The organism is Micromonospora sp. NPDC049230, from assembly GCF_040647875.1.
Classification (GTDB): domain Bacteria; phylum Actinomycetota; class Actinomycetes; order Mycobacteriales; family Micromonosporaceae; genus Micromonospora.
Genome location: NZ_JBEZCZ010000003.1, coordinates 204,542 through 229,414 on the forward strand (window position 1 = coordinate 204,542; position 24,873 = coordinate 229,414).

General features: G+C 72.1%; 21 protein-coding genes. 9 read left to right on the forward strand and 12 right to left on the reverse strand.

The features are described from left to right. Positions 1-2 precede the first annotated feature (2 nt). The 4 genes from AB0A95_RS04015 to AB0A95_RS04030 all read right to left on the reverse strand — a co-directional run bounded on the left by AB0A95_RS04015 (position 3) and on the right by AB0A95_RS04030 (position 5,083). The gene (locus AB0A95_RS04015) at positions 3-1,691 is read right to left on the reverse strand and encodes a CDP-glycerol glycerophosphotransferase family protein (RefSeq protein WP_357554071.1); all 1,689 of its coding nucleotides are present in this window, start codon (positions 1,689-1,691) and stop codon (positions 3-5) included. A gap of 34 nt (positions 1,692-1,725) precedes the next feature. Continuing rightward, entirely contained in the window at positions 1,726-3,243 is a 1,518-nt protein-coding gene (locus AB0A95_RS04020; RefSeq protein WP_357554072.1) for a bifunctional cytidylyltransferase/SDR family oxidoreductase, read from the reverse strand. Between the two features lie 135 nt (positions 3,244-3,378). Next, complete coding sequence (locus AB0A95_RS04025) at positions 3,379-4,155, reverse strand: ABC transporter ATP-binding protein (RefSeq protein ID WP_357554167.1); 777 nt, start codon at positions 4,153-4,155, stop codon at positions 3,379-3,381. A 34-nt stretch (positions 4,156-4,189) separates the two neighbouring features. Beyond that, positions 4,190-5,083 (reverse strand): ABC transporter permease, encoded by an 894-nt coding sequence (locus tag AB0A95_RS04030; RefSeq protein ID WP_357554073.1) that lies wholly within the window; start codon positions 5,081-5,083, stop codon positions 4,190-4,192. A gap of 178 nt (positions 5,084-5,261) precedes the next feature. On the opposite strand from AB0A95_RS04030, the gene AB0A95_RS04035 reads away from it, so the two are divergent. The 3 genes from AB0A95_RS04035 to AB0A95_RS04045 all read left to right on the forward strand — a co-directional run bounded on the left by AB0A95_RS04035 (position 5,262) and on the right by AB0A95_RS04045 (position 10,140). Further along, on the forward strand, positions 5,262-5,900 hold the full coding sequence (locus tag AB0A95_RS04035; RefSeq protein WP_357554074.1) for a TetR/AcrR family transcriptional regulator: 639 nt from the start codon (positions 5,262-5,264) through the stop codon (positions 5,898-5,900). A 121-nt stretch (positions 5,901-6,021) separates the two neighbouring features. Then, positions 6,022-8,145, forward strand: coding sequence for a DUF6077 domain-containing protein (locus AB0A95_RS04040; RefSeq protein ID WP_357554075.1), 2,124 nt, complete (start codon positions 6,022-6,024; stop codon positions 8,143-8,145). 231 nt (positions 8,146-8,376) lie between these two features. Next, on the forward strand, positions 8,377-10,140 hold the full coding sequence (locus AB0A95_RS04045) for a CDP-glycerol glycerophosphotransferase family protein (RefSeq protein ID WP_357554076.1): 1,764 nt from the start codon (positions 8,377-8,379) through the stop codon (positions 10,138-10,140). 56 nt (positions 10,141-10,196) lie between these two features. Here AB0A95_RS04045 and AB0A95_RS04050 read toward each other — a convergent pair whose 3' ends face one another. Then, positions 10,197-10,535, reverse strand: a complete 339-nt coding sequence (locus AB0A95_RS04050) for a DUF952 domain-containing protein (protein WP_357554077.1) — start codon at positions 10,533-10,535, stop codon at positions 10,197-10,199. 113 nt (positions 10,536-10,648) lie between these two features. Between AB0A95_RS04050 and AB0A95_RS04055 the strand changes: the two genes are divergently transcribed. From AB0A95_RS04055 to AB0A95_RS04065, 3 genes are all read left to right on the forward strand, one after another. Then, complete coding sequence (locus tag AB0A95_RS04055) at positions 10,649-10,960, forward strand: hypothetical protein (protein ID WP_355031047.1); 312 nt, start codon at positions 10,649-10,651, stop codon at positions 10,958-10,960. An 83-nt stretch (positions 10,961-11,043) separates the two neighbouring features. Beyond that, complete coding sequence (locus tag AB0A95_RS04060; RefSeq protein WP_357065524.1) at positions 11,044-11,700, forward strand: response regulator transcription factor; 657 nt, start codon at positions 11,044-11,046, stop codon at positions 11,698-11,700. A gap of 9 nt (positions 11,701-11,709) precedes the next feature. After that, the gene (locus AB0A95_RS04065; protein WP_357554078.1) at positions 11,710-13,176 is read left to right on the forward strand and encodes an ATP-binding protein; all 1,467 of its coding nucleotides are present in this window, start codon (positions 11,710-11,712) and stop codon (positions 13,174-13,176) included. Positions 13,177-13,185: 9 nt separating this feature from the next. Here the strand turns inward: AB0A95_RS04065 and AB0A95_RS04070 are convergent, their stop codons facing one another. From AB0A95_RS04070 to AB0A95_RS04085, 4 genes are all read right to left on the reverse strand, one after another. Continuing rightward, a complete protein-coding gene (locus AB0A95_RS04070; protein ID WP_357554168.1) occupies positions 13,186-14,103 on the reverse strand; it encodes a TAXI family TRAP transporter solute-binding subunit in 918 nt (305 codons plus the stop codon). 93 nt (positions 14,104-14,196) lie between these two features. Continuing rightward, complete coding sequence (locus tag AB0A95_RS04075) at positions 14,197-14,862, reverse strand: hypothetical protein (RefSeq protein ID WP_357554079.1); 666 nt, start codon at positions 14,860-14,862, stop codon at positions 14,197-14,199. A gap of 99 nt (positions 14,863-14,961) precedes the next feature. Then, positions 14,962-15,759 carry a peroxide stress protein YaaA gene (yaaA, locus tag AB0A95_RS04080; RefSeq protein ID WP_357554080.1) on the reverse strand — a complete coding sequence of 266 codons (798 nt, stop codon included), beginning with the start codon at positions 15,757-15,759 and terminating at the stop codon, positions 14,962-14,964. Positions 15,760-15,811: 52 nt separating this feature from the next. Next, positions 15,812-17,431 carry a hypothetical protein gene (locus AB0A95_RS04085; RefSeq protein WP_357554081.1) on the reverse strand — a complete coding sequence of 540 codons (1,620 nt, stop codon included), beginning with the start codon at positions 17,429-17,431 and terminating at the stop codon, positions 15,812-15,814. Positions 17,432-17,593: 162 nt separating this feature from the next. On the opposite strand from AB0A95_RS04085, the gene AB0A95_RS04090 reads away from it, so the two are divergent. Next, the gene (locus AB0A95_RS04090) at positions 17,594-18,634 is read left to right on the forward strand and encodes a phosphatase domain-containing protein (RefSeq protein ID WP_357554082.1); all 1,041 of its coding nucleotides are present in this window, start codon (positions 17,594-17,596) and stop codon (positions 18,632-18,634) included. Between the two features lie 21 nt (positions 18,635-18,655). Here the strand turns inward: AB0A95_RS04090 and glgB are convergent, their stop codons facing one another. Together glgB and AB0A95_RS04100 are read right to left on the reverse strand one after the other, a co-directional pair. Continuing rightward, on the reverse strand, positions 18,656-20,758 hold the full coding sequence (glgB, locus tag AB0A95_RS04095) for a 1,4-alpha-glucan branching protein GlgB (RefSeq protein WP_357554083.1): 2,103 nt from the start codon (positions 20,756-20,758) through the stop codon (positions 18,656-18,658). Then, entirely contained in the window at positions 20,746-22,938 is a 2,193-nt protein-coding gene (locus tag AB0A95_RS04100; protein ID WP_357554084.1) for a maltotransferase domain-containing protein, read from the reverse strand. Before AB0A95_RS04100 ends, glgB begins: the two co-directional genes overlap by 13 nt. Positions 22,939-23,191: 253 nt before the next feature. Here AB0A95_RS04100 and AB0A95_RS04105 point away from each other — a divergent pair, with 253 nt between their 5' ends. Next, a complete protein-coding gene (locus tag AB0A95_RS04105; protein WP_357065541.1) occupies positions 23,192-23,431 on the forward strand; it encodes an AbrB/MazE/SpoVT family DNA-binding domain-containing protein in 240 nt (79 codons plus the stop codon). After that, positions 23,424-23,876 carry a type II toxin-antitoxin system VapC family toxin gene (locus tag AB0A95_RS04110; RefSeq protein ID WP_357554085.1) on the forward strand — a complete coding sequence of 151 codons (453 nt, stop codon included), beginning with the start codon at positions 23,424-23,426 and terminating at the stop codon, positions 23,874-23,876. The genes AB0A95_RS04105 and AB0A95_RS04110 overlap by 8 nt, the downstream gene beginning before the upstream one ends. A gap of 564 nt (positions 23,877-24,440) precedes the next feature. On the opposite strand, the gene AB0A95_RS04115 is transcribed toward AB0A95_RS04110, so the two are convergent. Further along, complete coding sequence (locus AB0A95_RS04115) at positions 24,441-24,758, reverse strand: hypothetical protein (protein ID WP_357554086.1); 318 nt, start codon at positions 24,756-24,758, stop codon at positions 24,441-24,443. Positions 24,759-24,873 lie beyond the last annotated feature (115 nt).

Genomic DNA, 24,873 nt, shown 5'->3' on the forward strand with positions numbered 1-24,873 from the left:
GGTCAGGCGAGGGGGGAGAGCTGCGGCGAACGCTCGGCCGCCGGGTCCTCCGCCGCCGCCAGCTCCCGGCGGGCGGCGGTCAGGAACGCCTCGGCGTACGACTCGGCGGGGAAGTCACCCAGGTAACGTCGGCGGGTGGCCCAGCGTTCGGCGGCGAGCGGATCGGTGTCCAGCAGTGCGGTCAGCACACCGTCCAGGTTGGACAGATCCCGCCGCAGCACGTAACCCGACGCGGCAAGCGGGAAACGCTCGGTGAACCGGTCGCCCTCGTCGCCCATGTCGGTGACCGCGTACGGCTTGCTGGAGTAGAGGTAGTCCGAGATGACCCCGGACACGTCGGAGACCAGCGCGTCCGATCGGTTCACGCACTCGGTCAGGCTCAGCTCGCGGGCCGCCGCACCAACCACGTGCTGGCGACCGCTGCGGGCCCGGTCGGCGACGAGCAACTCGGTCAGCCGGCCCAACTGGCGGGCCGAGGCCGGGTTCTGTGCCGTGTACGGGTGGGCCCGCAGGATCACTGTCGCGCCGCGCTCCAGCAGCCGCCGCAACAGCCCCTCGGCCACCGGCAGCGAGCAGTAGTCAGCGTCGGCGTGGTGCCCGGTCCACGTCGGCGTGTACAGCACCGTCGGATGCGCCAACCCCCCAGCCGGCTCCGGGCGTACCTGGATCGACTCGACCTGTGGGCGGCCCACCACAACGAACTTGTCCGCCGGGATCCGCACGCCGGCACGGGCGTACCTGTCGATCGCCGCCGGCCCGGCCACGAAGATCCGGTCGAAGATCCCCGACACCGGGTTGGCGCTCGGCGCCTTGTCGCTGTCGCCGTGGTGCAGTTGCACGTGGGTGAGCTGGGTGAAGCGGATGCAGTGGCTGTTCTTCGCGCCGTGGTTGACGTAGAACGCCGTCCGCAGGCTCGGCACGAGCGCCTCGTCCATCGCCCGCAGGGTGGGGCAGTAGACCACCGGCGCGTCGGTGGCCGCGGCGATCGGAGCCAGGAACTCCGGCTCGCGCAGCACGACCAGGAACGGCCGGCCGATCCGTTGCAGGTACGGCAGCCACATGGTGACCTGGTATTCGGAACCGGGCGGCGCGGAGAAGTAGAGCAGGAACTCCGGCTGGTGCCGGCGCAGCGCCCGAGCCACCGGCCCGCCACCGGCTCCCGGCCGCAAGCGCCGCCGGGCCAGGTCCAGGGCGACCACACCGGTGCCGACGCCGACCAGCAGGCTCGCGGCCAACGCCACACCGGGCGGCAGGGTGAGCGCGGCGGCGACCGCCAGGACGGCGAGCAGCCCGAGCAGGATGGTGCCGAGCCGGTCGGCGACCAACGGCGTCCAGGCCCGGACCGGCAGGTTGGCCGCGCGGATCTCCAGGTTGCCGGCGGTACGCAGGGGCCCCACCAGCAGCACCAGCCCCAGCAGGACCAGGGCGGTGGCGACAAGCGTGAGGCTGAGCCCGTCGTCCAGCCGTCGGGAGTAGCCGACCAGGATCGCGGCGGCGATGAGCGTCGTCTCCGCGACGAGGTCGGCGTTGGGTCGGACCCGCTGCTCGGCGGCCGAGGCGGCCAGCGCGGCGACGGCCAACGCCAGCCCCCAGCCGGTGGCGCCGGTGAGCGCCAGCACGACAAAGGCCAGCACCGCCAACCCGGTGCTCAGGCACCGGGCGGCCAGCTTTCGGACCAGGTCGCCGCGCATGTCGCTCCGTTCGTGGTTTCGCCGCCGGTCGGTGTCAGCTCGTCGACGCCGCGCCGGCCGGCGCCTCGAGGAGACTCGGCCCGGTCTGGGCCGGCAGGCTCGGCGCGGACCCGTCGCCGGGTGCCCGGCGTACGTCGATGACCTGGCCGGTCAGATCGGAGATCAGCACGTCCAGTGACGACTGGGCGACGGCCTCCGCGGCGAGCAGGGTGTGCTCCGGCTCCTCGCCGAAGGCCCGCGTACGCATCGGCGTGGCGGTCCGCTCCGGGTTGATGCAGTTGACGCGGACGCCGACGTCGGCCCACTCGTCGGCGAGCGCCTGGGTCAGGTTGACGAGCGCGGCCTTGGTTGCCGAGTACAGCGCGTAGCGGGCCCGCCCCCGGGTGTAGGAGCTGGACGTGTAGAGCAGTAGTTGGCCCTTGGTCTGCTGGAGGTAGGGCAGGGCCTGCCGGGCGATGGTCACCGGGCCGACGAAGTTGACCTGGAGCACCCGGTCCATGGTTTCCTCGTCCATCTCGGCGAGGGCGCCCTTCTCCAGGACCCCGGCGGTGACCACCACGTGGTCGATCCGGCCGGTGGCCTCGAAGGCGCTGGTCAGCGCGGCCTCGACGTCGGCGGCCCGCTCCACGTGGGTGCCGGTGCTGGACCGGCTGAACGGGAAGACCTGTGCGCCGTAGCGCCGGGCCAGCTCGGCCAGCTCGTGGCCGATGCCGTAGCTGCCGCCGAACACCACGATGGTGCGGCCGGTCAGCTCCTCCGAGTAGCTGCGGTGGTCGGTCAGCCGGGGTGCCTGCGCGGCGGCGAGCTGGAAGAGCTTGTCCGCCAGGTGCACGTCGACCGGGTGGGTGACCTTGATGTTCTCGTCGGAGCCGTCGATCACCTTGATCGGGGTGCCGGGCAGGTACCGCAGGACCACACCGCAGTCGTCGGTGGCGGCGAAGTCGGGGTCGTCCTCGGCGATCCGGTACGCCTCGCGGATGGTCGGCGAGCGGAACGCCTGCGGGGTCTGCCCGCGTCGCAGCCGGGAGCGCACCGGGATGTCGGTGATGCAGTCGTTGTCGTCCACCTGGATGATCGTGTCGGCGGACGGGATGGCCACGTCCACGGCGTCGTAGGTCCACAGCGCGTTGACGCACTCGCGCACGATCCGGCCACTGAGCAGCGGGCGTACCGCGTCGTGGAAGAGGATGTTGCAGTCCGCCGGGCCGACCGCGTCAAGTGCGATCCGGGTGGTGGCGTTGCGGGTGTCACCACCCTCGATCACCTTGGTGACCTTGCGCAGGCCGGCCTTCTCGACGATCTGCCGGGCGTCGTCGACGTGGCCGGTCGCCATCAGCACGATGATCTCGTCGATCTCTGGTGCCGCCTCGAAGACCGCCAGGGTGTGCTCGATGATCGGCTTGCCGGCGATCTTCAGCAGTTGCTTCGGGATGCCGAGGCCCAGTCGCGTCCCGGTGCCTCCGGCCAGGACCACGGCCACCGTCCGCGAGGGCCGCCACGGCGTCGGGGTCTCCGCCACGGCGTCCGGGCCAGTGGTCTGGTCCTGCGTCATTGCCGGATCCTCACTCTCTTCGGATGCGTTAACGGAAGGTTCCGCCCGAGCGGCGACGGGATGAACCTTAACGCGCGGACCGCGCCGCCCCAACGCGGGCGACGCGGTCCGTGGTGCCGTGTCGATGCCGGCTGCCTACTTGCTGTTCGCGTACGCCTCGTAGGCCCGGATGACCTCGTCGGTGGGCCCGTCCATCCGCAGGACGCCCGATTCCAGCCAGATCGTTCGTTCGCAGGTGTCGCGGACCGAGGAGAGCTGGTGGCTGACGAGGAACACAGTGCCCGCGCCCTCCCGCAGCTCGCGGACCCGCTGCTCGCTGCGCTTGCGGAAGCCCTTGTCGCCGGTGGCGAGCGCCTCGTCGATGAGCAGCACGTCGTGCTTCTTCGCGGCGGCGATGGAGAACCGCAGCCGGGCCGCCATGCCGGACGAGTACGTCCGCATCGGCAGGCTGGCGAAGTCGCCCCGCTCGTTGATCCCGGAGAACTCGATGATCTCGGCGGCCTGTTTGGCCACGTCGTCCGGGTGCATGCCCATGGCCAGGCAGCCGAGGGTGACGTTGCGCTCGCCGGAGAGGTCGTTGAGCAGGGCGGCGTTCACGCCCAGCAGCGACGGTTGCCCCTGGGTGTGGATCGCGCCCCGGTTGACCGGCAGCAGGCCGGCGATGGCCCGCAGGATGGTGGACTTGCCGGAGCCGTTGCTGCCGATCAGCCCGATCGCCTCGCCCCGGTACGCGGTGAAGGAGATGCCCTTGACCGCGTGCACCTCCCGGATGTTCGGTGCGTGGGTGCGCTTGACCAGCCGGCGCAGCGCGGCCACCGGCGTGGTGCCACCGGCGGCGCCCTGGTGCACCCGGTAGATGATGTGCGCGTCGTCGACCACCACGGTCGGGATGCGCTCCTGCGACGCGGTCATCGTCGCGCTCGCCTCGGTGGGGGCCTCGAAGTGCTCAACCACGGCCGTACTCCTGTTCGCCGCGCCAGAAGTAGATGAAACCGCCCAGGCCGGCGAGCAGTGCCCACCCGCCGCCGACCAGCCAGAGCTGGGCCGGCGACTCGTTGAGCAGCGGTGCCTCCTCCAGCAGCGTGTACCGCGCGAGCTCGATGTAGACGAGCAGCGGGTTGTACTGCACCAGCGTCGTCGCCCAGCTCGGCAGCTGCTCGAAGAGGCTGACGCTGTAGAGGACGCCGGAGCCGTACATCCAGGTGCGCATGATGAACGGCATGACCTGCTTCAGGTCGCTCGACTTGCTGCCCAACCGGGCCACCACGAGCACGACGCCGGCGTTGAACACCGCCTGGAGGAACAGGGCCGGCACCAGCAGCAGCCACTCCAGCGTGATCGGCTCCCCGGTGACCAGCACGATGCCGATCAGCACCACCATCGACGCCAGCAGTTGCTGGAACTGCGTCAACGTGGTGGACAGCGGCAGGCTGGCCCGGGGGAAGTGCAGCGCCCGGATCAGACCCAGGTTGCTGCTGATCGCCTGGGTGCCGGCCAGGACCGCGCTCTGGGTGAAGTTGAAGATGAACAGCCCGGTGGTGAGGTAGGCGATGTAGTTCGGCATGTCGTTCTGTGCCAGCACCACCCCGAAGATCAGGTAGTAGACCGCCGCGTTGGTCAGCGGGGTGAGCACCTGCCAGAGCTGGCCCAGCTTGGCATTGCTGTACGAGGCGACCAGCTTGGCGTTGGCGTACGCGGCGATGAAGTGCCGGTAGGCCCACAATTGGCGGCTGTACTCGACGAGGGTCGGTCGCTCACCGGCGACCCGTAGCCCGTGCCGAGCGGCCAGCTGCGCCTGGGTCAGGCCCGTGTCGGGGTCGACCAGCGCGGTGGTGGCCATGGAAATGGCGCTCCGATCTTTCGTGCAGACGGGTGGCTCACGACGATGGAATCCTAGTGGGAGATGTGCGCGGGGCGCCGCCTCGTCGCTGCGAGGACAGTAGTCCGAAACACGTCGGGACGCAACCGTACCGTCGTTGCGCTACTGTAGGCCCCGTGAGCTGCGATAAGAGTCCCTGGTGACGACCGAGAAGAGGCGTGCCCCGGCCGGCGCGGCAGTGCTCCGTGACGAGATCACCACGGCCATCCGGCGCGCGCTGACGCAGGAGCTGGCCGCGGTCGGCTACGGCCGGCTCTCCATCGAGGCGGTGGCTCGGCGTGCCGGCGTCAGCAAGACGGCGATCTACCGACGGTGGAACTCCAAGCTCGACCTGGTGCTGGAGATCGTCGCCGCGGCGGCGCACGGCAAGCTGCCGGCACTGGACACCGGCACCCTGCGCGGCGACCTCGCGCTGCTGTTCCAGGCGGTGGCGCACGCGCTGCGCCACCCGCTGGCGTCGCAGATCATCCCGGACCTGCTGGCCGAGGCGGCCCGCAACCCCAGCATCGACGCGACCCTGCGCCAGGTGTTGCACGCCCGGCAGCAGGAGATCGGCGGTCGCCTGGTCGCCCGCGCCGTGCGGCGCGGCGAACTGCCCACCGACACCGACCCGGACGCGGCGATCGACCTCATCGTGGGCCCGCTCTACTGGCGGCTGGCCATCGCCCGTCTCCCGCTCACCGACAGCTACCTCGACAACCTCGTCGAATCCGTGGCCGCCGGGCTCGGCGCCGACAGCGCCCTACCCCGCCCCCGAGCAGCCCCGATATCGGGTTGACCAGGCTCCGACACTCCGTCGCCCGCAGCGGCGGTCCCGCTGTCCGATTCCGCTACGCTGCCCCCTGTCACCCGGCCAGCACCGCGCCGACCCCGCATCCGTCTGACGAGTAAGGACGCCCGTGGCCAACGTCGACAGCATCGCCGTAGCGCCCGCCGATTCGGACCCGACACCCCCGGAGCCGGCACCGCGTCCGGTCGGCCGCCGCACGGCGACGTCCCGGGTGCGCGCGCTGGTGGCCGTCGCCCCGGCGCTGCTCACCGATGGTGCCGTGCTGGCGTTCGCGCTCTTCACAGTGATCTACCACCTGGCCTTCCTGGGTGACCTGCGCCCGTCGGTGACCTTCCGGATCTGGCTGGTGGCCTGCGCGGTGCTCGCGGTCGTGGCCCTGCTGCGCGCCCGCCGCCGGCTCGCCGGCACCCCGGCCGTGCGCGACGAGCCGGCCGCGTCGGCCGACAGCGCACCGGCCGAGCCGAGCGGCGCGCGGCCCGCCGTCGACCGCCGCCTGCTGATCGGGGTGCTGGTCGCCGCCGCCGTGGCTGCCGTCACCGCCGGTGTTGTCGCCGGGCCCAAAGTCACCGTCTGGTGGTGGATCCCGGCGGTGACCGGCCTGCTCGCGGCGATCGGCGGGATGCTGCTGCTGCGCCGGGCCTGGCTGAGTGACCCGGTGTCCAGCACCGTCGCCCCGGCGCCGACCGCGGTGCAGTCGGCGTACGCGCTCGTCATCTCGGGGCTGGTCGGGATCTCCTCGTTCTTCCTGGCCCGCAACACCCCCGACGACGTCTACTACGTCGGCAAGTCGGTCTGGATCGCCGAGCGTGACCTGGTCCCGCTCAACGACTTCCTGTTCTCCGAGAACGTGCTGCCAGCGATGGGCTCGCAGCCGCCGATCCCGTCGATCGAGGTCTTCGACGGCGCGTTCGCCAACGTCGTCGGCATCCACGCCAGCTCGGCCCTCTGGTACGTGCTGCTGCCGATCATGGCGGTGCTCGCGGCGCTGGCGCTCTGGCGGTTGACGCACCGGTGGGCCCCGCGCCGTCCGATGCTCGCCTTCACCGTGGCCATCGCGTACCTCTACCTCGTCGCCGGCGCGGACGCCGCGCTCGGCACGTTCCACCTCCTGCGGCTGCACGAGGGCAAGGGCATGTTCGTCTCGGCGGTCATTCCGCTGACGTGGCTCTACCTGACCGAATGGTTCGACACCCGGTCGCGGCGCAGCCTGGTGCTCATCGTGGCGCTCTCGATCACCGCGATCGGCCTCACCAACACCGCGGCGATCATCCTGCCGATGCTCGTGGGCGCCGCCGGCTTCGCCATGCTGCTGGTCGGCCGGTGGAAGGCCGCCCTCGTCGCGGCCGTCGCCGCCCTCGCGTACCCGATCGGCTCGCTCGTGGTCTCCCGCCTGCTGCTCGGCGGGATGACCGCCGAAGGTGCGGACGACGCCTTCTTCGACGCGGCCTACACCTACCGGCGGACGCTGCTGTTCGGGGTGGTGGGCGTGATCAGCGGCCTGGCCCTGTGGTGTGGCCCGCTGCTGGCCCGACGGCGTACGCCCGCACTGCTCGCCGCCGGCGCCACGCTGGCGTTGAGCGTGATGTTCGTGCCCGGCGTGCTGGAGGTGATGAGCGCGTTGAGTGGCATCTCGGTGGTGCTCTGGCGCGTACCGTGGCTGCTCGCCCTGCCGACGCTCATCGGTCTGCTCAGCACCGTGCGCGTGCCGACACCGAGGCCGGCTCTCCACCGCGCGGCGGCCGGCGGGATCGCGGTGCTGCTGGTCGCCTCGTTCGCGCTGTTCGCCACCCCGATGTGGTCGCCGAAGAGCTGGGTCGACACGCACTCGCGCCCCACCTGGAAGCTCCCGCAGCAGCGGCAGGCGATCGCCTTCTGGATCAAGGGACTGGACCGCCCGCAGGGCATGCTGCTCGCACCGAAGACGATCATGCGGACGGTGCCGATCGTCACCAGCGAGGTCCGGGTCGTCCTGCCCCGCGACTTCTACCTCGTCGAGTACGACCTCACCTCCCAGTTCGCCAAGGACCGGCTGCTGCTCGCCGAGTTCGCCGACGGCACGGCCAGCCCGTCGCCGGCGGAGTTGACGCCGGCACTGGACCGCCTGGACGTCGGCACCATCTGCGTCTACAACGGCAACCAGTACGCCCGCGCCACCGCCCCGCAGCTCGGCTACCAGGAGTTCGCCACCCGCCCGGCGCCCGGGGCGATGACCTGCTTCGGGCGGGCCGACTGAGCGCCTCACCCGGTGCCGCGCACCCGACGCCGAGGCGGTGGCGGGTGCGCCGAAGCGCGGGACTTTGACCGAAATGATGCGGGATACCCGAGCGACACCAGCCTGTCCCTTCGCGTTATGGTCGCAGTCACGCGCAGCCGGCCGCGGTTGAGCCGCCGCGCGAACGGGGGAGTGACGTCGACCCAGCACGGGCGCAGCCCGCACCGCATTCTCGTAGGGAGCGAACTCGTTTTGTTCGGCACGTTGACAGGACGTCTCGGAGTGGCCGCCCACAGTGCGCTACTGGTACTGGCCTACCTGGTCATGCTCGTCGGTGGCGTATTCGGCTGGGTCGGCCTCTTCGCCGTCGCCGGGTTGGCCGCCATCATCGGCGAGTTCGCCGTCGCCCGCTGGTCGCCCCCATCGCAGCTGCTGTTGGAGAAGGTGGGTCTGCACTGGTCGTACCGGCAGCTGACCCGGGACCTCGCGGCCGTGTTGCTTGTCGCCGCCGAGGTGCGGCTCAGCGGCGGTGAGCTGACCCTGCTGCTGGCGCTGCCGGCCGCGGTGTGGGTCGTGTCGGTCTTCGCCGGTGCGCTCTCCATCATGATCGAGCGTCGTAACCCGCTCTCCGCCATGGTGCGCAACATCGAGCTGGGTGAGCTGCGCTTCGCCCCGCAACTGCCGGCCTGGGTGGCGGCGGTCACCGGTGAGCGGATGCCCCTGCTCAACCTGCTGCTGGTGCCGGCCGCCGTGGCCGCCGCGGTGCGGCACGACCCGACGCCGTTCCTCGCCGCCGCCGCGGTGGCGGTCGTGGCGACCGGCCTGGTGGGCGCCATCACCGCGCTGACCTGGCTGCGTGGTCGGGGCCGCAGCACGGGGGAGGGGCCGCTGCTGCCGGCCGTGCAGCGCTGGCTGGACACCTACCGACCCGAGGTGGCGCTCTACTTCGCCGGGCCGGCCAAGGACGTCTACCAGGCCAACATGTGGCTCGCCCCGACCGAGGCGCTCCAGCAGCGCGCGGTGGTGCTGCTGCGCAGCCGGGACGCGTTCCTGGAACTGGCCGACACCCGGCTGCCGGTGATCTGCGTGCCGACCGGTGTCGACTTCATGAACCTCGACCTCACCGGCATCCGCGCCGCGCTCTACTCCGCGAACGTCGGCGCGAACATCCACATGCTCCGCGAGCCGAGCACGAAGCACGTCTTCGTCGGGCACGGCGACAGCGACAAGCAGGCGAGCGTCAACCCCTACAGCAAGGTGTACGACGAGGTCTGGGTCGCCGGCCTCGCCGGCCGGGAGCGCTACGCCCGCGCCGGTGTGGGAGTGCTCGACTCGGACATCGTCGAGATCGGCCGCCCGCAGCTCGCCGGTGTGCACACCTTCGGCGCCGAGTTCGTGGACCGGCAGTTCACGGTGCTCTACGCCCCGACCTGGGAGGGCTGGCTCGACGACGACCCGTACCACACCTCCCTGGTGCTGATGGGTGAGCGGATCGTCAAGGGCCTGCTCGCCACGACGCCCCGGCTGCGTCTGATCTACAAGCCCCACCCGCTCACCGGGTCGCGGTCCAGGGCGGCCAGGACGGTGCACGACCGGGTCGTGGCGGCCATCCGCGCCGCCGGCGGCAACCCGAACGCGTCCTCCCTGGACGGCACCGCGCACCTGGTGGTCACCGGCCGTACGCCGGCGCTGTTCGACTGCTTCAACCAGACCGACCTGCTGATCAGCGACGTGTCCAGTGTGGTCTCCGACTTCGTGCAGAGTCAGCGGCCGTACGTGGTGGCCAACCCGTCCGGTCTGTCGGAGGACGACTTCCGTCGGGAGTACCCGACGGCTCGGGCCGCGTACCTGCTGTCCAAGGACTGCGGCGAGTTGGAGAAGATCGTGGCGCTGACCCGGGCCGGTGACGACCCGATGACCGAGGCCCGCCGCGAGCTGAAGACCTACCTGCTCGGCCCGGCCGAGGCGAACCCGATGGACCGGTTCCAGGAGGAGATCGACCGCCTCTGCCGCTGAGCCGTACGCATGGCTGCGCGCCCGGCCCGGGACCTCTCGGGCCGGGCCCGACCGGCTCAGCCCAGCAGCGCGGCCACCGCGTCGGCGGCCGGAGTGTCCGCCGGCAGCGCCTGCGCCGCGACGACCGCCGCGACCGGCAGCGGGCCGTACACGTGCGGGAAGAGTTGCCCGCCGCGCGACGGCTCCCAGCGCAGCGTGTCACCCAGCCGGTCCTCCGCCACACTCAGCAGGGTCAACCCGGTCGCCCCGGCGAAGTGCCGCCGCGCCGTCTCCACCACCTGGTCGGCGCCGGAGAGGTGGATGAACCCGTCCTGCCGGTCCACGGCGGAGCCGGGAAAGGCGCCGGCGGCGAGGGCGTCGTCCCATTCCGCGCTCGACAACAGTTTGTAGATCACCGCCGCAGCCTACGGGGGTGCGGTCGGCACACTCGCCCGGTTTTCCCCGGTACCGCCGCGCCCGTCGCCCCGAGCCGGGCATGCTCAGGTCAAGGGCCGCGGAGGGATGGGCGATGCAGAGCTACGACGACGACTGGACCGACAGCCAGCGCGCACTGTACGACGAGTGCTACCGGGCCGGTGGTGAGTGGGCCGAGGACCCGGACACCCCGTCCGATGACGTACAGCACGTGATCAACCTGGCCGAGGCGGACGACGACGCCTTCAACGACGCCGAGATCGACTATCCGCCCCTGGTCGACGCGGTCACCCAGGCGAGTGGGGTCACCGTCACCAGCGTGCCGGCCAGCCACGAGGACCCGGGCTTCCGCGGTTTCACCGACGGCGTCCGGGACGCCACCGCCGACGACGTCTTCGGCCTGTAGGTCCGACCCGACACGCGGCTTTCCGCCGGGTGCGCTGTTCTGCCACCATTCGCAGAACAGCGCTGCGACGGACGGGGGCACGGGTGCGGATCCTGCTGGTGGAGGACGACCGTCGGGTGGCCGCCGCGCTCTCCTCCGCCCTCACCCGCCGGGGGTACGAGGTCGAGCACGCCGCCACCGTCGCCGCCGCGCTCTCCGCCGCCCCGTGCGACCTGGTGCTGCTCGACCTGACTCTGCCCGACGGCGACGGCACCGACCTGTGCCGGGAGCTGCGCCGGCGCAGCAGCCAGCTCGGCATCATCGCGGTGACCGCGCGGGGTGAGGAACGCGATCGGGTGCTGGGCCTGCGTCTCGGCGCGGACGACTACGTCGTCAAGCCGTTCTCGATGGTGGAGTTGCAGGCCCGGATCGAGGCGGTGCTGCGCCGGGCCGCGAACGCCGCGCCACAGCGGCACCTCATCCAGGCCGGTTCGGTGCACATCGACGTGGCCGCGCGGACGGTGACCGTGGACGGCCGCGCCGTCACGTTGACCCGCAAGGAGTTCGACGTGCTGCTCTCGCTGGCCCGCCAGCCGGGGGTGGCGGTGCCCCGCGATCGCATCCTGCTGGACGCCTGGGGCACCACCTGGGCCGACCGGCACACCGTCGAGGTGCACGTCGGGTCCCTGCGCGGCAAACTCGGCGACGCCCGGCTGGTGGAGACCGTCCGTGGCGTCGGCTACCGGCTGCGCGATGCGTGAGGGGCGGACATGCGTCGTCGACTGGTGATCAGCTACCTGCTGCTGATGGTGCTCGTCCTCATCGCGTTGGAGACGCCGTTGGCGGTCACCATGGCCAGTCGCGAAACCGAACAGGTCCGTGCCGACCGGCTCGCCGACGCGACCCGGTTCGCCTCGCTGGCCGGGCCGGCGCTGCGCGACGGCGGGCCGGGCCCGATCGAGTCGGAGCTGACCAGCTACGACAACCTGTACGCGATCGGTGCGGCGATCGTCGACCGGGACGGGAGCACATCTGTCGCGTCACCGAGCTGGCAGCCCGGTGCGGGGGCCGCGTCGGTGCTGGACATGGCCCTGTCCGGGCAGCAGACCAGCGCCCCCGAGTTGGTGTGGCCGTGGACGACCGGCCCGGTGGTGGTGGCGGTGCCGATCAACGACGGTGGTGAGGTGCTCGGCGCGGTGGTGATCGCGACCCCCGCCGACCCGATCCGCCGGGCGGTCACCGTCTGGTGGTTGCTGCTCGCCCTGGCCGGTCTGCTCGCCGTGTCGGCCTGCGTGCTCACCGCGTTCGGGTTGGCCGGTTGGGTGCTGCGCCCGGTCACCGAGCTGGACGCGGTCACCCACGAGATCGCCGAGGGCGACCGGGGTGCCCGGGTGCAGCAGCGTCCGGGCCCGCCGGAGCTACGTCGCCTGGCGGCCAGCTTCAACCACATGGCCGACGTGGTCTCCGACGTGATGGACCGGCAGCGTGCCTTCGTCGCGCACGCCAGCCACCAACTGCGCAACCCGCTCACCGCGCTGCGGCTGCGGGTGGAGGAGCTGGGCCCCAGCCTCACCGACCCGGAGGGCCGATCCGAGCACCGGCTGGCCCTGGAGGAGACCGACCGGCTGGCGTTGGTGCTCGACGCGCTGCTGACCCTCGCCCGCGCCGAGCGGGAGGAGAACGAGCGGGTCACCGTTGACGCCGCGGCGGTGGCCGCGTCCCGGGTGGCCGCGTGGGCGCCGCTGGCCCGGCACCGTTCGGTCGCCCTGCGGCTGACCACCACCGACGCCCCGGCGTACGCCCAGACCGTGCCGACAGCCGTCGACCAGGCGCTGGACGCGCTCATCGACAACGCGGTGAAGTTCAGCGGGGCCGGCGGGGCGGTGACGGTGACAGTGGACCGCCGCGACGACGGGGTGGCCCTGGAGGTGCGCGACTCCGGACCGGGCATGACCGGGAGTCAGCTCGGCCAGGCGACCGAGCGGTTCTGGCGGGCGCCGGACGCGCAGAACGTGGACGGCGCGGGGCTCGGCCTGACCATCGCCGCCGTGCTGGTGGACGCGTCCGACGGTCGGCTCACCATGCGCCCGGGCGAGACCCGGGGGCTGGTGGCCGCCCTGTGGTTTCCGGCGCCGGAGCCAGACCCGGACCTGTCGGCGGAGCCGGACCCGGAGCCGTCGGCGGAGCCGGTGGACGACGCACCGGCCACCGGCCGGCGGCCCACCCTGGCGCGGTAGCACCCGCGGTCAGGGTTTGTCCTCCCGGTACCAGGCGGCGGCACCTGGGTGCAGCGTCAGCGGCGCGGTGACGATCGCCGAGCGGGGGCTCATCCGCCCCGCCGCGGGATGCGCGGCGGCCAGCTCGGCCCGCCCGTCCATCAGCAGGCGGGTCACCTCCCGGACCAGCGGCTTCGGCAGGCTGGCGCTGACGATCAGATAGTTCGGGTCGGCCACGGTGGTCACCGCGTCCACCCCGTACACGGAGCGGGGGATGTCCCGGGAGACGTACACCTGGCCGTAACACGAGCGCAGCTGCTCGGTCCATTCGCTGAGGTCCACGATCCGGGTGGCACGCTGCCGGGCCAGGTTCTCGATGCCCCACACCGGCAACCCACCGGAGAAGAAGAACGCGTCGATCTGCCCGGAGCGCAGCGCCGTCACCGAGTCGTCCAGCCCGAGCCGCGTACGGCGTACCGCGTCGCCGTCGAGGCGGGCCACCTCCAGCAGCCGGGTCGCGGTGATCTCGGTGCCCGATCGGGGTGCGCCGACGGAGACTCGCCGGCCGCGCAGGTCGTCGAGGGTGCGCACCGGCCCTCCCGCCGTGGTGACCAGGTGCAGTTGGTCGTCGTACACCCTGGCGATCGCCTCGACCGAGGAGCTTCCCGCGGTGTTGGTGGGCAGGACGTCGGCCTGGGTGAAGCCCAGCTCCGCCCGGCCGGACTCGACAAGCTGGACGTTCTCCGCGGAGGCGGCGGTGATCACCACGCGGGCGTCGACGCCGGGCAGTTCCCGGTTGAGGATGGCCGCCAGCGACTGCCCGAACGCGTAGTACACGGCGGTGGGGCTGCCCGTGGCGATCCGGATCAGCATCCGCTTGGTGGGGGCGTCCTGGCAGCCGGCGGTGCTCGCGGTTACGGTCAGTAGCACCGTCAACAGAGCCGCCAACGGCGCGCTGTGACGTCGCCGGCGGGATGAGGTACGTCTCACGCGATGCACTGTGCGCCGTCGGACCGGTGCGCGCAAGCTCCGTGCCGGCGGTCAGCAGGCCGGGCGGGCCGGCTCCAGCTTCGCGTTGCTCAGGATCCGCGTCCGGTCCGGGCCGTCGGCCACGCTGACCAGGAAACAGCCGGTGCCCGCGCTCAGCCGGGCCGGAACGTCGAGCACGGCGGCGCTGCGGATCAGCACCGCCGCCAACTCCCGGTCGGCGAGCCGCACACCGAGGATGTGCCGGCGGACGTGTCGACCGGCCGCCAGCAGCGCGGAACGCCAGGCCGCCGCCGCGAGTCGGGTCACCGACCGCCGGCGGGCCGGCGAGGCGCCGGGGAGTGGCCCACCGAGCAGCTCACGCCGCCCCTGCCACCAGCCCGCGTCCAACATCCGGGAGTACGCGCCGCGTTGCTGCGGTGGCACCCACAGCCGGTGCAGCTCGTAGCGGCGGCGCAGGCCCCCGACGGCGACCTCGTGGGTGACCGGGATGTCCAACCGGGCGAGCAACTGCCGCATCCGCTGCGCGGCGTCCTCCCTGTTGAACTCCACCCCCGGCAGGTGCGCGGGGAACGCCGTGTGCGGCCGGGTGGCGGTCGGCGACGGTGTGCAGCGCAGCAGGCAGGCGGCCTCGAACGCGTCGCCCAGCGTCAGCCAGTCCAGCGGGGGTGGCGGCGCCGCCGAGCGCGGCCGGTCGAGCAGGGCGGGTTCGGGGGTCAACGGAGGCTCCCTCGTCGGAGTCTGGGTTCCCCTACCGTGGCCTCTGCGCCGCCGTTACGGAACTCCTCCGGCCCAGCCTTGAGCAAATCTTGCGGCTGGCTACAGGTCGGTGACCACCAGGTCCACCTGCCGCACGCGGCCGGGCGCGGTGGCCTGCTCCTCGACGGTGTGCTTCAACTCCCGCAGCGTGCCGACCAACTCCCTGGCGGAGCGCGGCCGGGCACCGGCGACGAGCAGGTCCCGGACCAAGCGGCCCTTTGTCGCCTTGTTGAAGTGGCTGACCACCGAGCGGACCGGCACGCCGTCGACCTCCCGCTCGTGCAGCACCCGCACGGTGACGGTCCGCTCGGCCAGCTCCCCACGTGGCGTCCAGGTGGCCGCGTACGCGCCGGAGCGCAGGTCCAGCACCGGACCCCGGCCGGCGGCGGCGTCCAGCGCCGGCATCAGCTCGCCGCGCCAGTACGCCGACAACGCCCCGACGCCCGGCAGGCGGGCGCCGATCGGGCAGCGGTACGGGGGGATCCGGTCCGCCAGCCGCACCGCGCCCCACAGCCCGGAGCTGATCAGGATCGACCGGCGGGCCGCCCGCTGCGCCGCGACCGGCAACGACGCCAGCTCCAACGCCTCGTAGAGCACCCCGGTGTAGAGCCGCTCGGCCGGCGCGGTGGCCGCCTCCCGCAGCCGGGCGTTGCGGCGCAGCTCGCCGCGCTGGCCCTCGCTGAGGCCGAGCGCCGCCCGCGCCGTCGCCTCGTCCGGCCCGGCGCTCAACGCCACAAGCGCGTCCAGCACCCGCTCGCGGGCCGGGTTCAGCTCGGGCAGCGAGAGCCGGTCCGGGGCCCAGCGCCGTCCGGTGCCGGCGTCGGCCTTGCCCTCGGAGGGCGGCAGCAGGATGAGCATCGGGGTCTCCTCGACGGGCGGGACGGCGGCCTGGCCAGCGTACGACCCGCCCTCAGCGCCAGGGCCGCACCGGGGTGTCGGGGTGGTACACGCGATAGCCGCCCACCTCGCGTACCGCCGTGGTGTCGGCCCGGTCGGCGAGCAGTCGGCGCAGCCGCCGGTCCATCGGGGAGTCGATCTCCACCACGTAGCCCGGCCGTTCGGCCCGCCCCACCTGCCGCCAGTACGGGCGGTAGCGGTTCTGCCCGGGGGACAGATCACCGTCGAGCACCGCGCAGATCACCGTCTCGTCCGTGTTGAAGACCAGTCGGTTGCAGGTCCAGTAGTCCCCGTACACCTCGTGCGGGCCGTTGGCGCGTAGCGCGGCGGCCAACTCCCGGGCCTGGCGCTCCTCGGTGCGCGACGCGGCGGTGCCGGTGGTCGCGAAGAGCACGGTGATCACCAACATGGTCACGGTCAGGGCGACGAGCACGGCGGCGGACAGCGCGCCGATGATCCGACCGAGCACGCTGCTGGTGCCCCGCCAGACGGTCAGCGCCGCCACCCAGAGCGGCCAGAGCACCGCGGGCAGCGACAGTTGCAGCACCGACAGGTAACGGGCGTTGTCCAGCGGGCTGGTCGCGGCGAGCGGACTGCGCACGTACGACAACAGGGTCAACGCCGCACCGGCGACAAGCGCGAGCTGCACGACCGGCGCGACCCGCTCCCCGCGCGGCCCCGCGTCCGCCCGGCGGTACGCGAGCGTCGCGAGCGCCGCGCCGACCACCAGCAACACCGGGTACAGCACCCCGAACCACTGTTGCCAGCGTCCACAGCCCTCCACCGGGCAGAGCCCGTGTGCCAGCGGTACGCCCTCCAGCAGGCCGCCGCGGATCCGGTCGGACCACGGAGGCGACGGCCCGGCCTTGGTGCTGACCTCCCGGAACACGGTCAGCGAGTCCTCACCCGGCCCGGCGCGCAGGTTGTCGAGGACCATCGGCGCGATCCCGACCACGACCCCCGCCACCAGCAGCAGACCGGACCAGCCGAGCAGTTCTCGCCGCACCGCCCACACCAGGGCGAGCCCGGCCACCGCCAGGTACGGCAGGATCAGCCAGTCCGACCAGGCGGCCAGCCCGACGAGCAGACCGAACAGCCCGACGGCGAGCCGCCGACGGCGCACCGTGCCGGCCGCCAACCCCACAGTGATCAGCAGCATCAGCAGCACCGCCGGCTTCACCTCCGGTCGGCCACCGACGACGGTGAGCTGGTCGCGGACCACCCGCTCGCCGCCGAGCGCGAGCAGGCCGACGACGACTGTGGCGAACCACTGTGTGCAGAGCCGGCGGGTCAGCCGGTGGATCAGATAGAGGAACAGCGCGTACAGCACGAGCATCGGCAGCCGCAGCACCGGCCAGCTCGGCCCGGCCACCGCCACCAGGGGCGCGGCCAGGTACGACTCCAGCATCCCCATGTAGTGCTGGCCGTACAGGAAGACCGGGCGTTCCCGGCCCTGCCCGATGTGCAGCGCGGCGAGGCCGAACGTCGCCTCGTCGCTGTTCGAGACCGGCACCGTGAACAGCGTCAGAACCAGCCGATAACCGACGCCGGCCAGCCCGAACAGCAGCGCGACGAGCGCCGGCCGGTCGAGTCGTGGGCGCCGTCGCCCACGGTGCTGCTCTGGATGCGACACGACCAACGCCCCCGTCGTCGTCCCGACCGGAGTGTTTCACGGACGGCGGGCGGGCCGGGCCGGTTCGGCGCAGCCGGGATCGGCGCGCGTGGCCGGGCCGGTTCGGCGCGGCCGGAGTCGGCTCGCGTGGCCGTGGCTGTCGAGGTGTGGCAGGGTTGGCGCGTGCCACCCACTCCCGCCGGCCAGCTGGCCGTTCCGAACCTGCACCGGGCTGCGCGGATCGAGGACGCCGTGCACCAGCTCGTCCAGCGCCGGCTGCGGCGCACCGGCTGGCGGGTCAACATCGTCGCGTACACCGGTTATGGCGCCCCGGGCTGGGTGCGGGTGATGTGCCGGGTGTTGCTGGGCCGACCGGACACCCGGCAGCGGGGTCGGCTGGACAAGGTCCGTGGCTGGCGCAGCTTCACCACCCTGCCCAACAAGCACGTCACTGTGACCATCGAGGCCGGCGGGGTGCGGCACGAGACGCAGGCCGACCGCAGCGGCTTCGTCGACACGCTCGTCGAGGCCGACCTGCCACCCGGCTGGGGCACGGTCCGGCTCAGCGTCCCGGACGCCGAGCCGGTCGACGCACCGGTGCGCATCCTCGACCCGGAGGTCAAGTTCGGCATCATCTCCGACATCGACGACACGGTGATGGTGACAGCGCTGCCCCGGCCGCTGCTCGCGGCGTGGAACACGTTCGTGCTCGACGAGCACGCCCGCAACGCGGTGCCCGGCATGGCGGTGCTCTACGAGCGGCTGGTCACCGCCCACCCCGGCGCCCCGGTCTTCTACCTCTCCACCGGCGCGTGGAACGTGGCGCCCACGCTGACCCGCTTCCTGTCCCGACACCTCTACCCGGCCGGGCCGCTGCTGCTCACCGACTGGGGCCCGACCGCCGACCGCTGGTTCCGCAGCGGAATGGAACACAAGCGGGTCACCCTGGCCCGGCTGGCCCGGGAGTTCCCCGAGGTGCGCTGGCTGCTGGTCGGCGACGACGGCCAGCACGACCAGGAGATCTACCGGGAGTTCGCCGCCGCCCACCCGGAGAACGTCGCCGGGGTGGCGATCCGCCGACTCTCCCCGACCCAGTCGGTGCTGGCCGGCACCCTGCCCGCCCCGGCCGGCCGCCCGTCGTCGGGGCCGGTGGGGCAGAAGTGGCTCTCCGCGCCGGACGGCGCCGGCCTGTGGCAACTGCTGCGCGACGCCAACCTGGTCTGACCCCGCGCAGCCCTCGGGCGCTCAGCTCTGGCGGAGCCAGACGGCGCCCAGCGGCGGGACCTGGAGTGCCGCGGAGGCGACCATGCCGTGCCAGGGCACGTCCTCGGCGCGTACCTGGCCCAGGTTGCCCACCCCGGAGCCGCCGTAGTGGTGGGCGTCGGTGTTGAGCACCTCCGTCCACGTGCCGCCGGCCGGCAGGCCGATCCGGTAGTCGTGCAGCGGCTGGGCGGAGAAGTTCGCCACGCACACCAGCGTCGAGCCGTCCGGGGCGATCCGGACGAACGACACTGTGTTGTTGGCGACGTCGTCGCCGGCGATCCAGCGGAACCCGGCCGGGTCGGTGTCCTGTGCCCACAGCGCCGGGGTGTCCCGGTAGACCCGGTTGAGGTCGGCGACGAGACGCTGCACGCCGGCGCGGGCCGGGTCGTGCAGCAGGTACCAGTCGAGGCCGCGTTCCTCGCTCCACTCCCGGTCGTCGGCCAGCTCGGAGCCCATGAAGAGCAGTTGCTTGCCCGGGTGCGCCCACATGTACGCCAGCAGCGCGCGCACGTTCGCCAACCGCTGCCAGGTGTCGCCGGGCATCTTGCCGGCCAGTGAGCCCTTGCCGTGCACCACCTCGTCGTGGCTGATCGGCAGCACGTAGTTCTCGCTCCACGCGTACGCCAGGGAGAAGGTGAGCTGGTGGTGGTGGTGCTGGCGGTAGATCGGGTCCTTCGAGGTGTAGAGCAGGGTGTCGTGCATCCAGCCCATGTTCCACTTGAACCCGAAGCCCAGCCCGCCCTCGGCCGTCGACTGGGTGACGCCGGGCCAGGCGGTGGACTCCTCGGCGATCATGACGACCCCGGCGTGGTGCTTGTAGACAGTCGCGTTCACCTCCTGCATGAGCGCGATGGCCTCCAGGTTCTCCCGACCGCCGTACTGGTTCGGGGCCCACTGCCCGTGCTCGCGGGAGTAGTCCAGGTAGAGCATCGAGGCGACGGCGTCCACCCGCAGCCCGTCGACGTGGAACCTGTCGCACCAGTAGAGCGCGTTGGCGACCAGGAAGTTGCGCACCTCGTTGCGGCCGAAGTCGAACACGTACGTGCCCCAGTCGGGGTGCTCGCCCCGGCGCGGGTCGGGGTGCTCGTAGAGCGGGGTGCCGTCGAAGCGCGCGAGGGCCCACTCGTCCTTCGGGAAGTGCGCGGGCACCCAGTCCAGCAGTACGCCGATGCCGGCGGCGTGCAGCCGGTCGACGAGGTACCGGAAGTCGTCCGGGTCACCGAACCGGGAGGTCGGCGCGTAGTAGCCGGTGACCTGGTAGCCCCACGAACCGCCGAACGGGTGCTCCATCACCGGCAGGAACTCCACGTGCGTGAAGCCCAACTCGGTGACGTACACGGTGAGCTGCTCGGCCAACTCGCGGTAGCCCAACCCGGGCCGCCACGAGCCGAGGTGCACCTCGTAGACGCTCATCGGCTCCTGGTGCGGTCGCCGCTCGGCCCGCCGGGCCAGCCAGTCCGCGTCGTTCCACAGGTACGTCGAGTGGTGCACCACCGAGGCGGTCGCCGGCGGCACCTCGGCGTACGCGGCCAGGGGGTCGGCCTTGTCCCGCCACTGCCCGTCGGCACCCAGCACCCGGTACTTGTAGCGGGCACCGACCCGGGCGTTGGGGACGAACAGCTCCCACACGCCACTGGAGCCGAGCGACCGCATCGGCCAGCCGTCGTCGGGGGCCCAGCCGGTGAAGTCGCCGACCACCCGCACCCCGCGGGCGTTGGGCGCCCACACGCTGAACGCCACACCCTCGTCGAAGACCCGCGCGCCCAGCGCGTCCCACAGCCGCTCGTGCCGGCCCTCCCGGATCAGGTGCAGGTCCAGCTCGCCGAGGGTCGGCGGATAGCGGTACGGGTCGTCGTGCGCGGTGCCGTCGACCTCCACCCGGTAGTCGAGCACCGTGCCGTCGACCTGGGCCTCGAAGACGCCCACGTCGTGCACCCGCTTCATCGGGTGCCGCTCGTCGCCGACGAGCAACACCACGTCCCCGGCGCCCCGACGCATCGTGCGGATCGTCGTCGAGTCCTCGGCGGGGTGCGCGCCGAGCAGCGCGTGCGGGTCGTGCGTCGCGCCGGTGATCAGCTGGTCCATCTGTCGTCCTTCGGGGCGGCGGCGGTCGGTGCGGTACGGGAGTGGGCGGCAGCCGAGCGGGCGGCGGACAGCCGGGACGCCACAGTGGCCGGGGTCGTGGCGGCCGGAGTCGTGGTGGCCGGGGTCGTGGTGGCCGGGGTCGTCGGCGCGGTGCCGCCGGACAGGTCGTCCGGGACGTCGGTGACGGTGAGGTCCGCCGGTTCGACGCCGACGGGCTCCGGCGCGGCGGGCGCGACCGGGCGGCGCACTGTCAACACGTGTGCCGGTTGCAGGTACGGGTCGAGCCGCACCGCGTTGCGCTGACCCCAGTCGTAGCTGGTGCCGGTCAGCTCGTCGTGCACGGTGAACCGCTCGTGCCAGTCGAAGCCGAGCGCCGGCATGTCGAGCGTCGTGTTGCCCCACTGCACGATGCGCGGGTCGAACGAGCAGATCACGATGACGGTGTTGCCGGTGGCCGGGTCGTGCTTCGACCAGCACAGCAGTGCCGGGTTGTCGATCTCGTGGAAGACCAGGTTGCGGAGCTGGTGCAGGGCCGGGTTGTCCCGGCGTACCCGGTTGAGCGTGGCGAGGAACGGGGCCAGCGAGCGGCCCTGGGCCTCGGCGCCGGCCCAGTCGCGGGGGCGCAGCTCGTACTTCTCGTTGTCCAGGTATTCCTCCGCGCCCGGCCGGGCCACGTGCTCGAACAGCTCGTAGCCCGCGTACAGGCCCCAGGAGGGGGAGAGCAGCGCGGCCAGCACCGCCCGGATCTTGAACATCGGCGGGCCGCCGTGCTGCAACGACTCGTGCAGGATGTCCGGGGTGTTCGGCCAGAAGTTCGGCCGCATGTGGTCGGCCGAGGCGACAAGCTCCTCGCAGTACTCCCGCATCTGCGCGGCCGTCGTGCGCCAGGTGAAATAGGTGTACGACTGGGTGAAGCCGATCTTGCCGAGCCCGTGCATGATGGCCGGCCGGGTGAACGCCTCGGCCAGGAACAGCACGTCCGGCTCGACGGACTTCACCTCGGCGATCAGCCAGTGCCAGAAGTCGAACGGCTTGGTGTGCGGGTTGTCCACCCGGAAGATCCGGATGCCCTCGCCCACCCAGTGCAGCACCACCCGCAGCACCTCGGCCCGGATGCCCTCCGGGTCGTTGTCGAAGTTGACCGGGTAGATGTCCTGGTACTTCTTCGGCGGGTTCTCCGCGTACGCGATGCTGCCGTCGGCCCGGGTGGTGAACCACTCCGGGTGCTCGGTGACCCACGGGTGGTCCGGCGCGCACTGCAACGCCAGGTCCATCGCCACCTCCAGGCCCTGCGCCGCCGCCGCCTGGACGAAGGCGCGGAAGTCCGCAGGCGTACCCAGGTCGGGGTGGATCGTGTCGTGGCCGCCCTCGGCGGCGCCGATCGCCCACGGCGAGCCCACGTCGGTCGGCCCGGCGGTGAGCGCGTTGTTGCGGCCCTTGCGGTTGACCCGGCCGATCGGGTGGATCGGCGGCAGGTAGAGCACGTCGAAGCCCATCGCGGCCACGCCCGGCAGCCGCTCGGTGGCGGTCGCGAAGGTGCCGGACCGGTCCTGCGTCGCCCCCTCGGAGCGGGGGAAGAACTCGTACCAGGCCGAGTAGAGGGCCCGCTTGCGGTCCACCCAGATCGAGTACCTGTCACCGACGGTGACCAGCTCGCGCACCGGGTGCTCCCAGAGCAGGTCGGCCAGGGCCAGCGCCGGGCCGACCCGCTGCGGCAGGGGCAGGTCGGTGTCGACGAGCGCGGTGAGCGCGGCGGCGACCCGGGGTTGGTCGGCGGTCGGCACGAGGCCCTGGGCGGCGGTCAGCACCCGGGCCCCCTCGGCCAGGTCGTTCGCGAGATCCTCCGGCCCCTGCCCGGCGGCGATCTTCTTGGTCACCGCGTTCTGCCAGGTCAGGTACGGGTCCTGAAACGCCTCGACGGCGAAGGTCCACTCGCCCACCGCGTCCGGTGCGATGGTGGCGTGCCAGCGGTCCTGGCCGGGCTCGCCGGGGCGCATCCGGGTGAACGGCCGGCTCGCGCCGCCCGGACCAGCCCACACCACGTTGCAGCCCAGCGCGTCGTGCCCCTCCCGGTAGGCGCGGGCCGACACCGGGACCGGTTCGTCGACCACCGCCTTGGCCGGGTACCGCCCGCACGAGACGACGGGGGAGACGTCTTCGATCGGGAACCGTCCAGTCACCCCGCCAACCTACTGCGCGAGATCAGTTCGCGCGCGGCCAAGCCCGCCGGTCCATCCCTCACCCCGGGGCCGCGGTCCAGCCCTGTGACCCGGCCGCCGTCAAGATCCACACGCGTTTCCTGAAAGCGCGGTATCGGGGCGATGCGGATGCGGCGGCTTCCTGAAACCCGAGCCGAGGGGCGCCTCCGCATCATGTGTGATGCGTCGGGATCAGTGTCGCGTATCATATGTGATACGTGACAGGGGGTCGGGTATGCGGTTGAATAGCAAGGGCCAGGTGACCATTCCGGCAGCGTTGCGGGCCCAATACAACCTGCATGAAGGCGACGAGGTCGATGTGGTGGAGGAGGGCGGGGCCCTCCGCATCGTGCGCGTGCACGGTGCCGACACCCGGGGCGAGCGCCTCGTGCGCCACATGCGGGGTCGGGGAAGTGCCAAAGAGACCGAGCACATGTCCACCGAGGAGCTGATGGAGTTGCTGCGTGGTGAGTGATCGGCTCCGCGCGGTGCCGCCACGTCCGCCAGAGGCGGTGACGACCCTGGTCGACACCAACGTGCTGCTGGACATCCTGACCGATGACCCCAAGTGGGCGGAGTGGTCCGGCACCGCCCTCGCCGAGGCCCGCGACGCGGGCTACCTGGTGATCAATCCAATCGTGTACGCCGAGGTGTCGGTCCGATTCGACCGCATTGAGGAGTTGGACGAGGCACTGCCGGCTGGGGACTTCCTTCGCGAGGAGCTTCCGTACCTGGCGGGCTTCCTCGCCGGCAAGGCCTATGCGCGATATCGGAGGCTGGGCGGTGCGAAGCGGTCGCCGCTCGCCGACTTCTACATCGGCGCGCACGCGGCCGTGTGCCGGTACCACCTGCTGACCCGTGACGGGTCGCGATACCGCACATACTTCCCGACCCTGACGCTGATCACGCCGGACGACTGACCGCCTCTTGGCTACCGCCGGGCCGTAGCCCGGCCGCGTGGCCGGCCGCCGTCAAGATCCACGCGCGTTTCCTGAAAACGCGGTATCGGGGCGATGCGGATGTGGCGCCTTCCTGAAACCCGAGTGGATCTGGGTCGGGCAGGGGTCCGAACGGCGTCAGGCGGGCGGGTTCGGCGCCACAAGCGAGCCCTTGCGCCGCAGTCGGAGCGGGCGTCGCTCACCGGGCGGCAGCACTCCTACGGCGTCGCGATCGCGGTGGTCGTACTCCTGTTGTTTGTGGGGTTCTGCGGTGAGCGCGACGGGCCGGCGGTGAACGAGTTGCCGCCGAGTCGCGCAGTGGTGGACGGGGTTCGGACGGCGCTGGCCCGCTATTACCCGCCGAGCGCGGACCGACGCCGCTGGTGGAGGAGTTGAGGGCTCGGCTGGAGCATGCCGAGCAGAGCTGTCGGCACGCGGACGGCGACAGGGCTGGCAGCGGTAGCGGTACCGCTGGCGCAGGCTTCGGTGGCGCAGGCTCTCCTGCCCGGGCTTGGGCGGCGGGGGTTCGGGTCCGGGGGGAATCAGTCAGCGCGGTGGACCTGCGGGGGATCGACCGTCGTGACCGAACACGGAGTCGACAAGTGCGGTCAGTCCCTCGTGCCACCGCGCTTCGGGCCAGTCGCGTAGGTGCTCGACCAGGTCGCTGCGGACGGCGGCGAGCAGGGCATGGGCCAGGTAGTCCGCCGCCTGCGGGCCGCGTGCCTCCGCGACGAGGCCGGCCAGCAGGGCGTGCCAGTGGTCGTACGCCTCATTGCGGTACGGACTGCCGCCCCCGGCGCTCTCCAGCGCCAGGGTGAGCACCCGGTTGTCGAGCTTGAAGCGCAGCATGGCCCGCAGCAGCACGGGCGTACGCCCAAGCAGCGCGCACAGCGGGTGTCGCCTTCATCAACACCACGTCCGACCCGGTCGCCCGCGATCCGGACGTGCTGCACAGGTTCGATCTGAGCGGCGCGGCCGG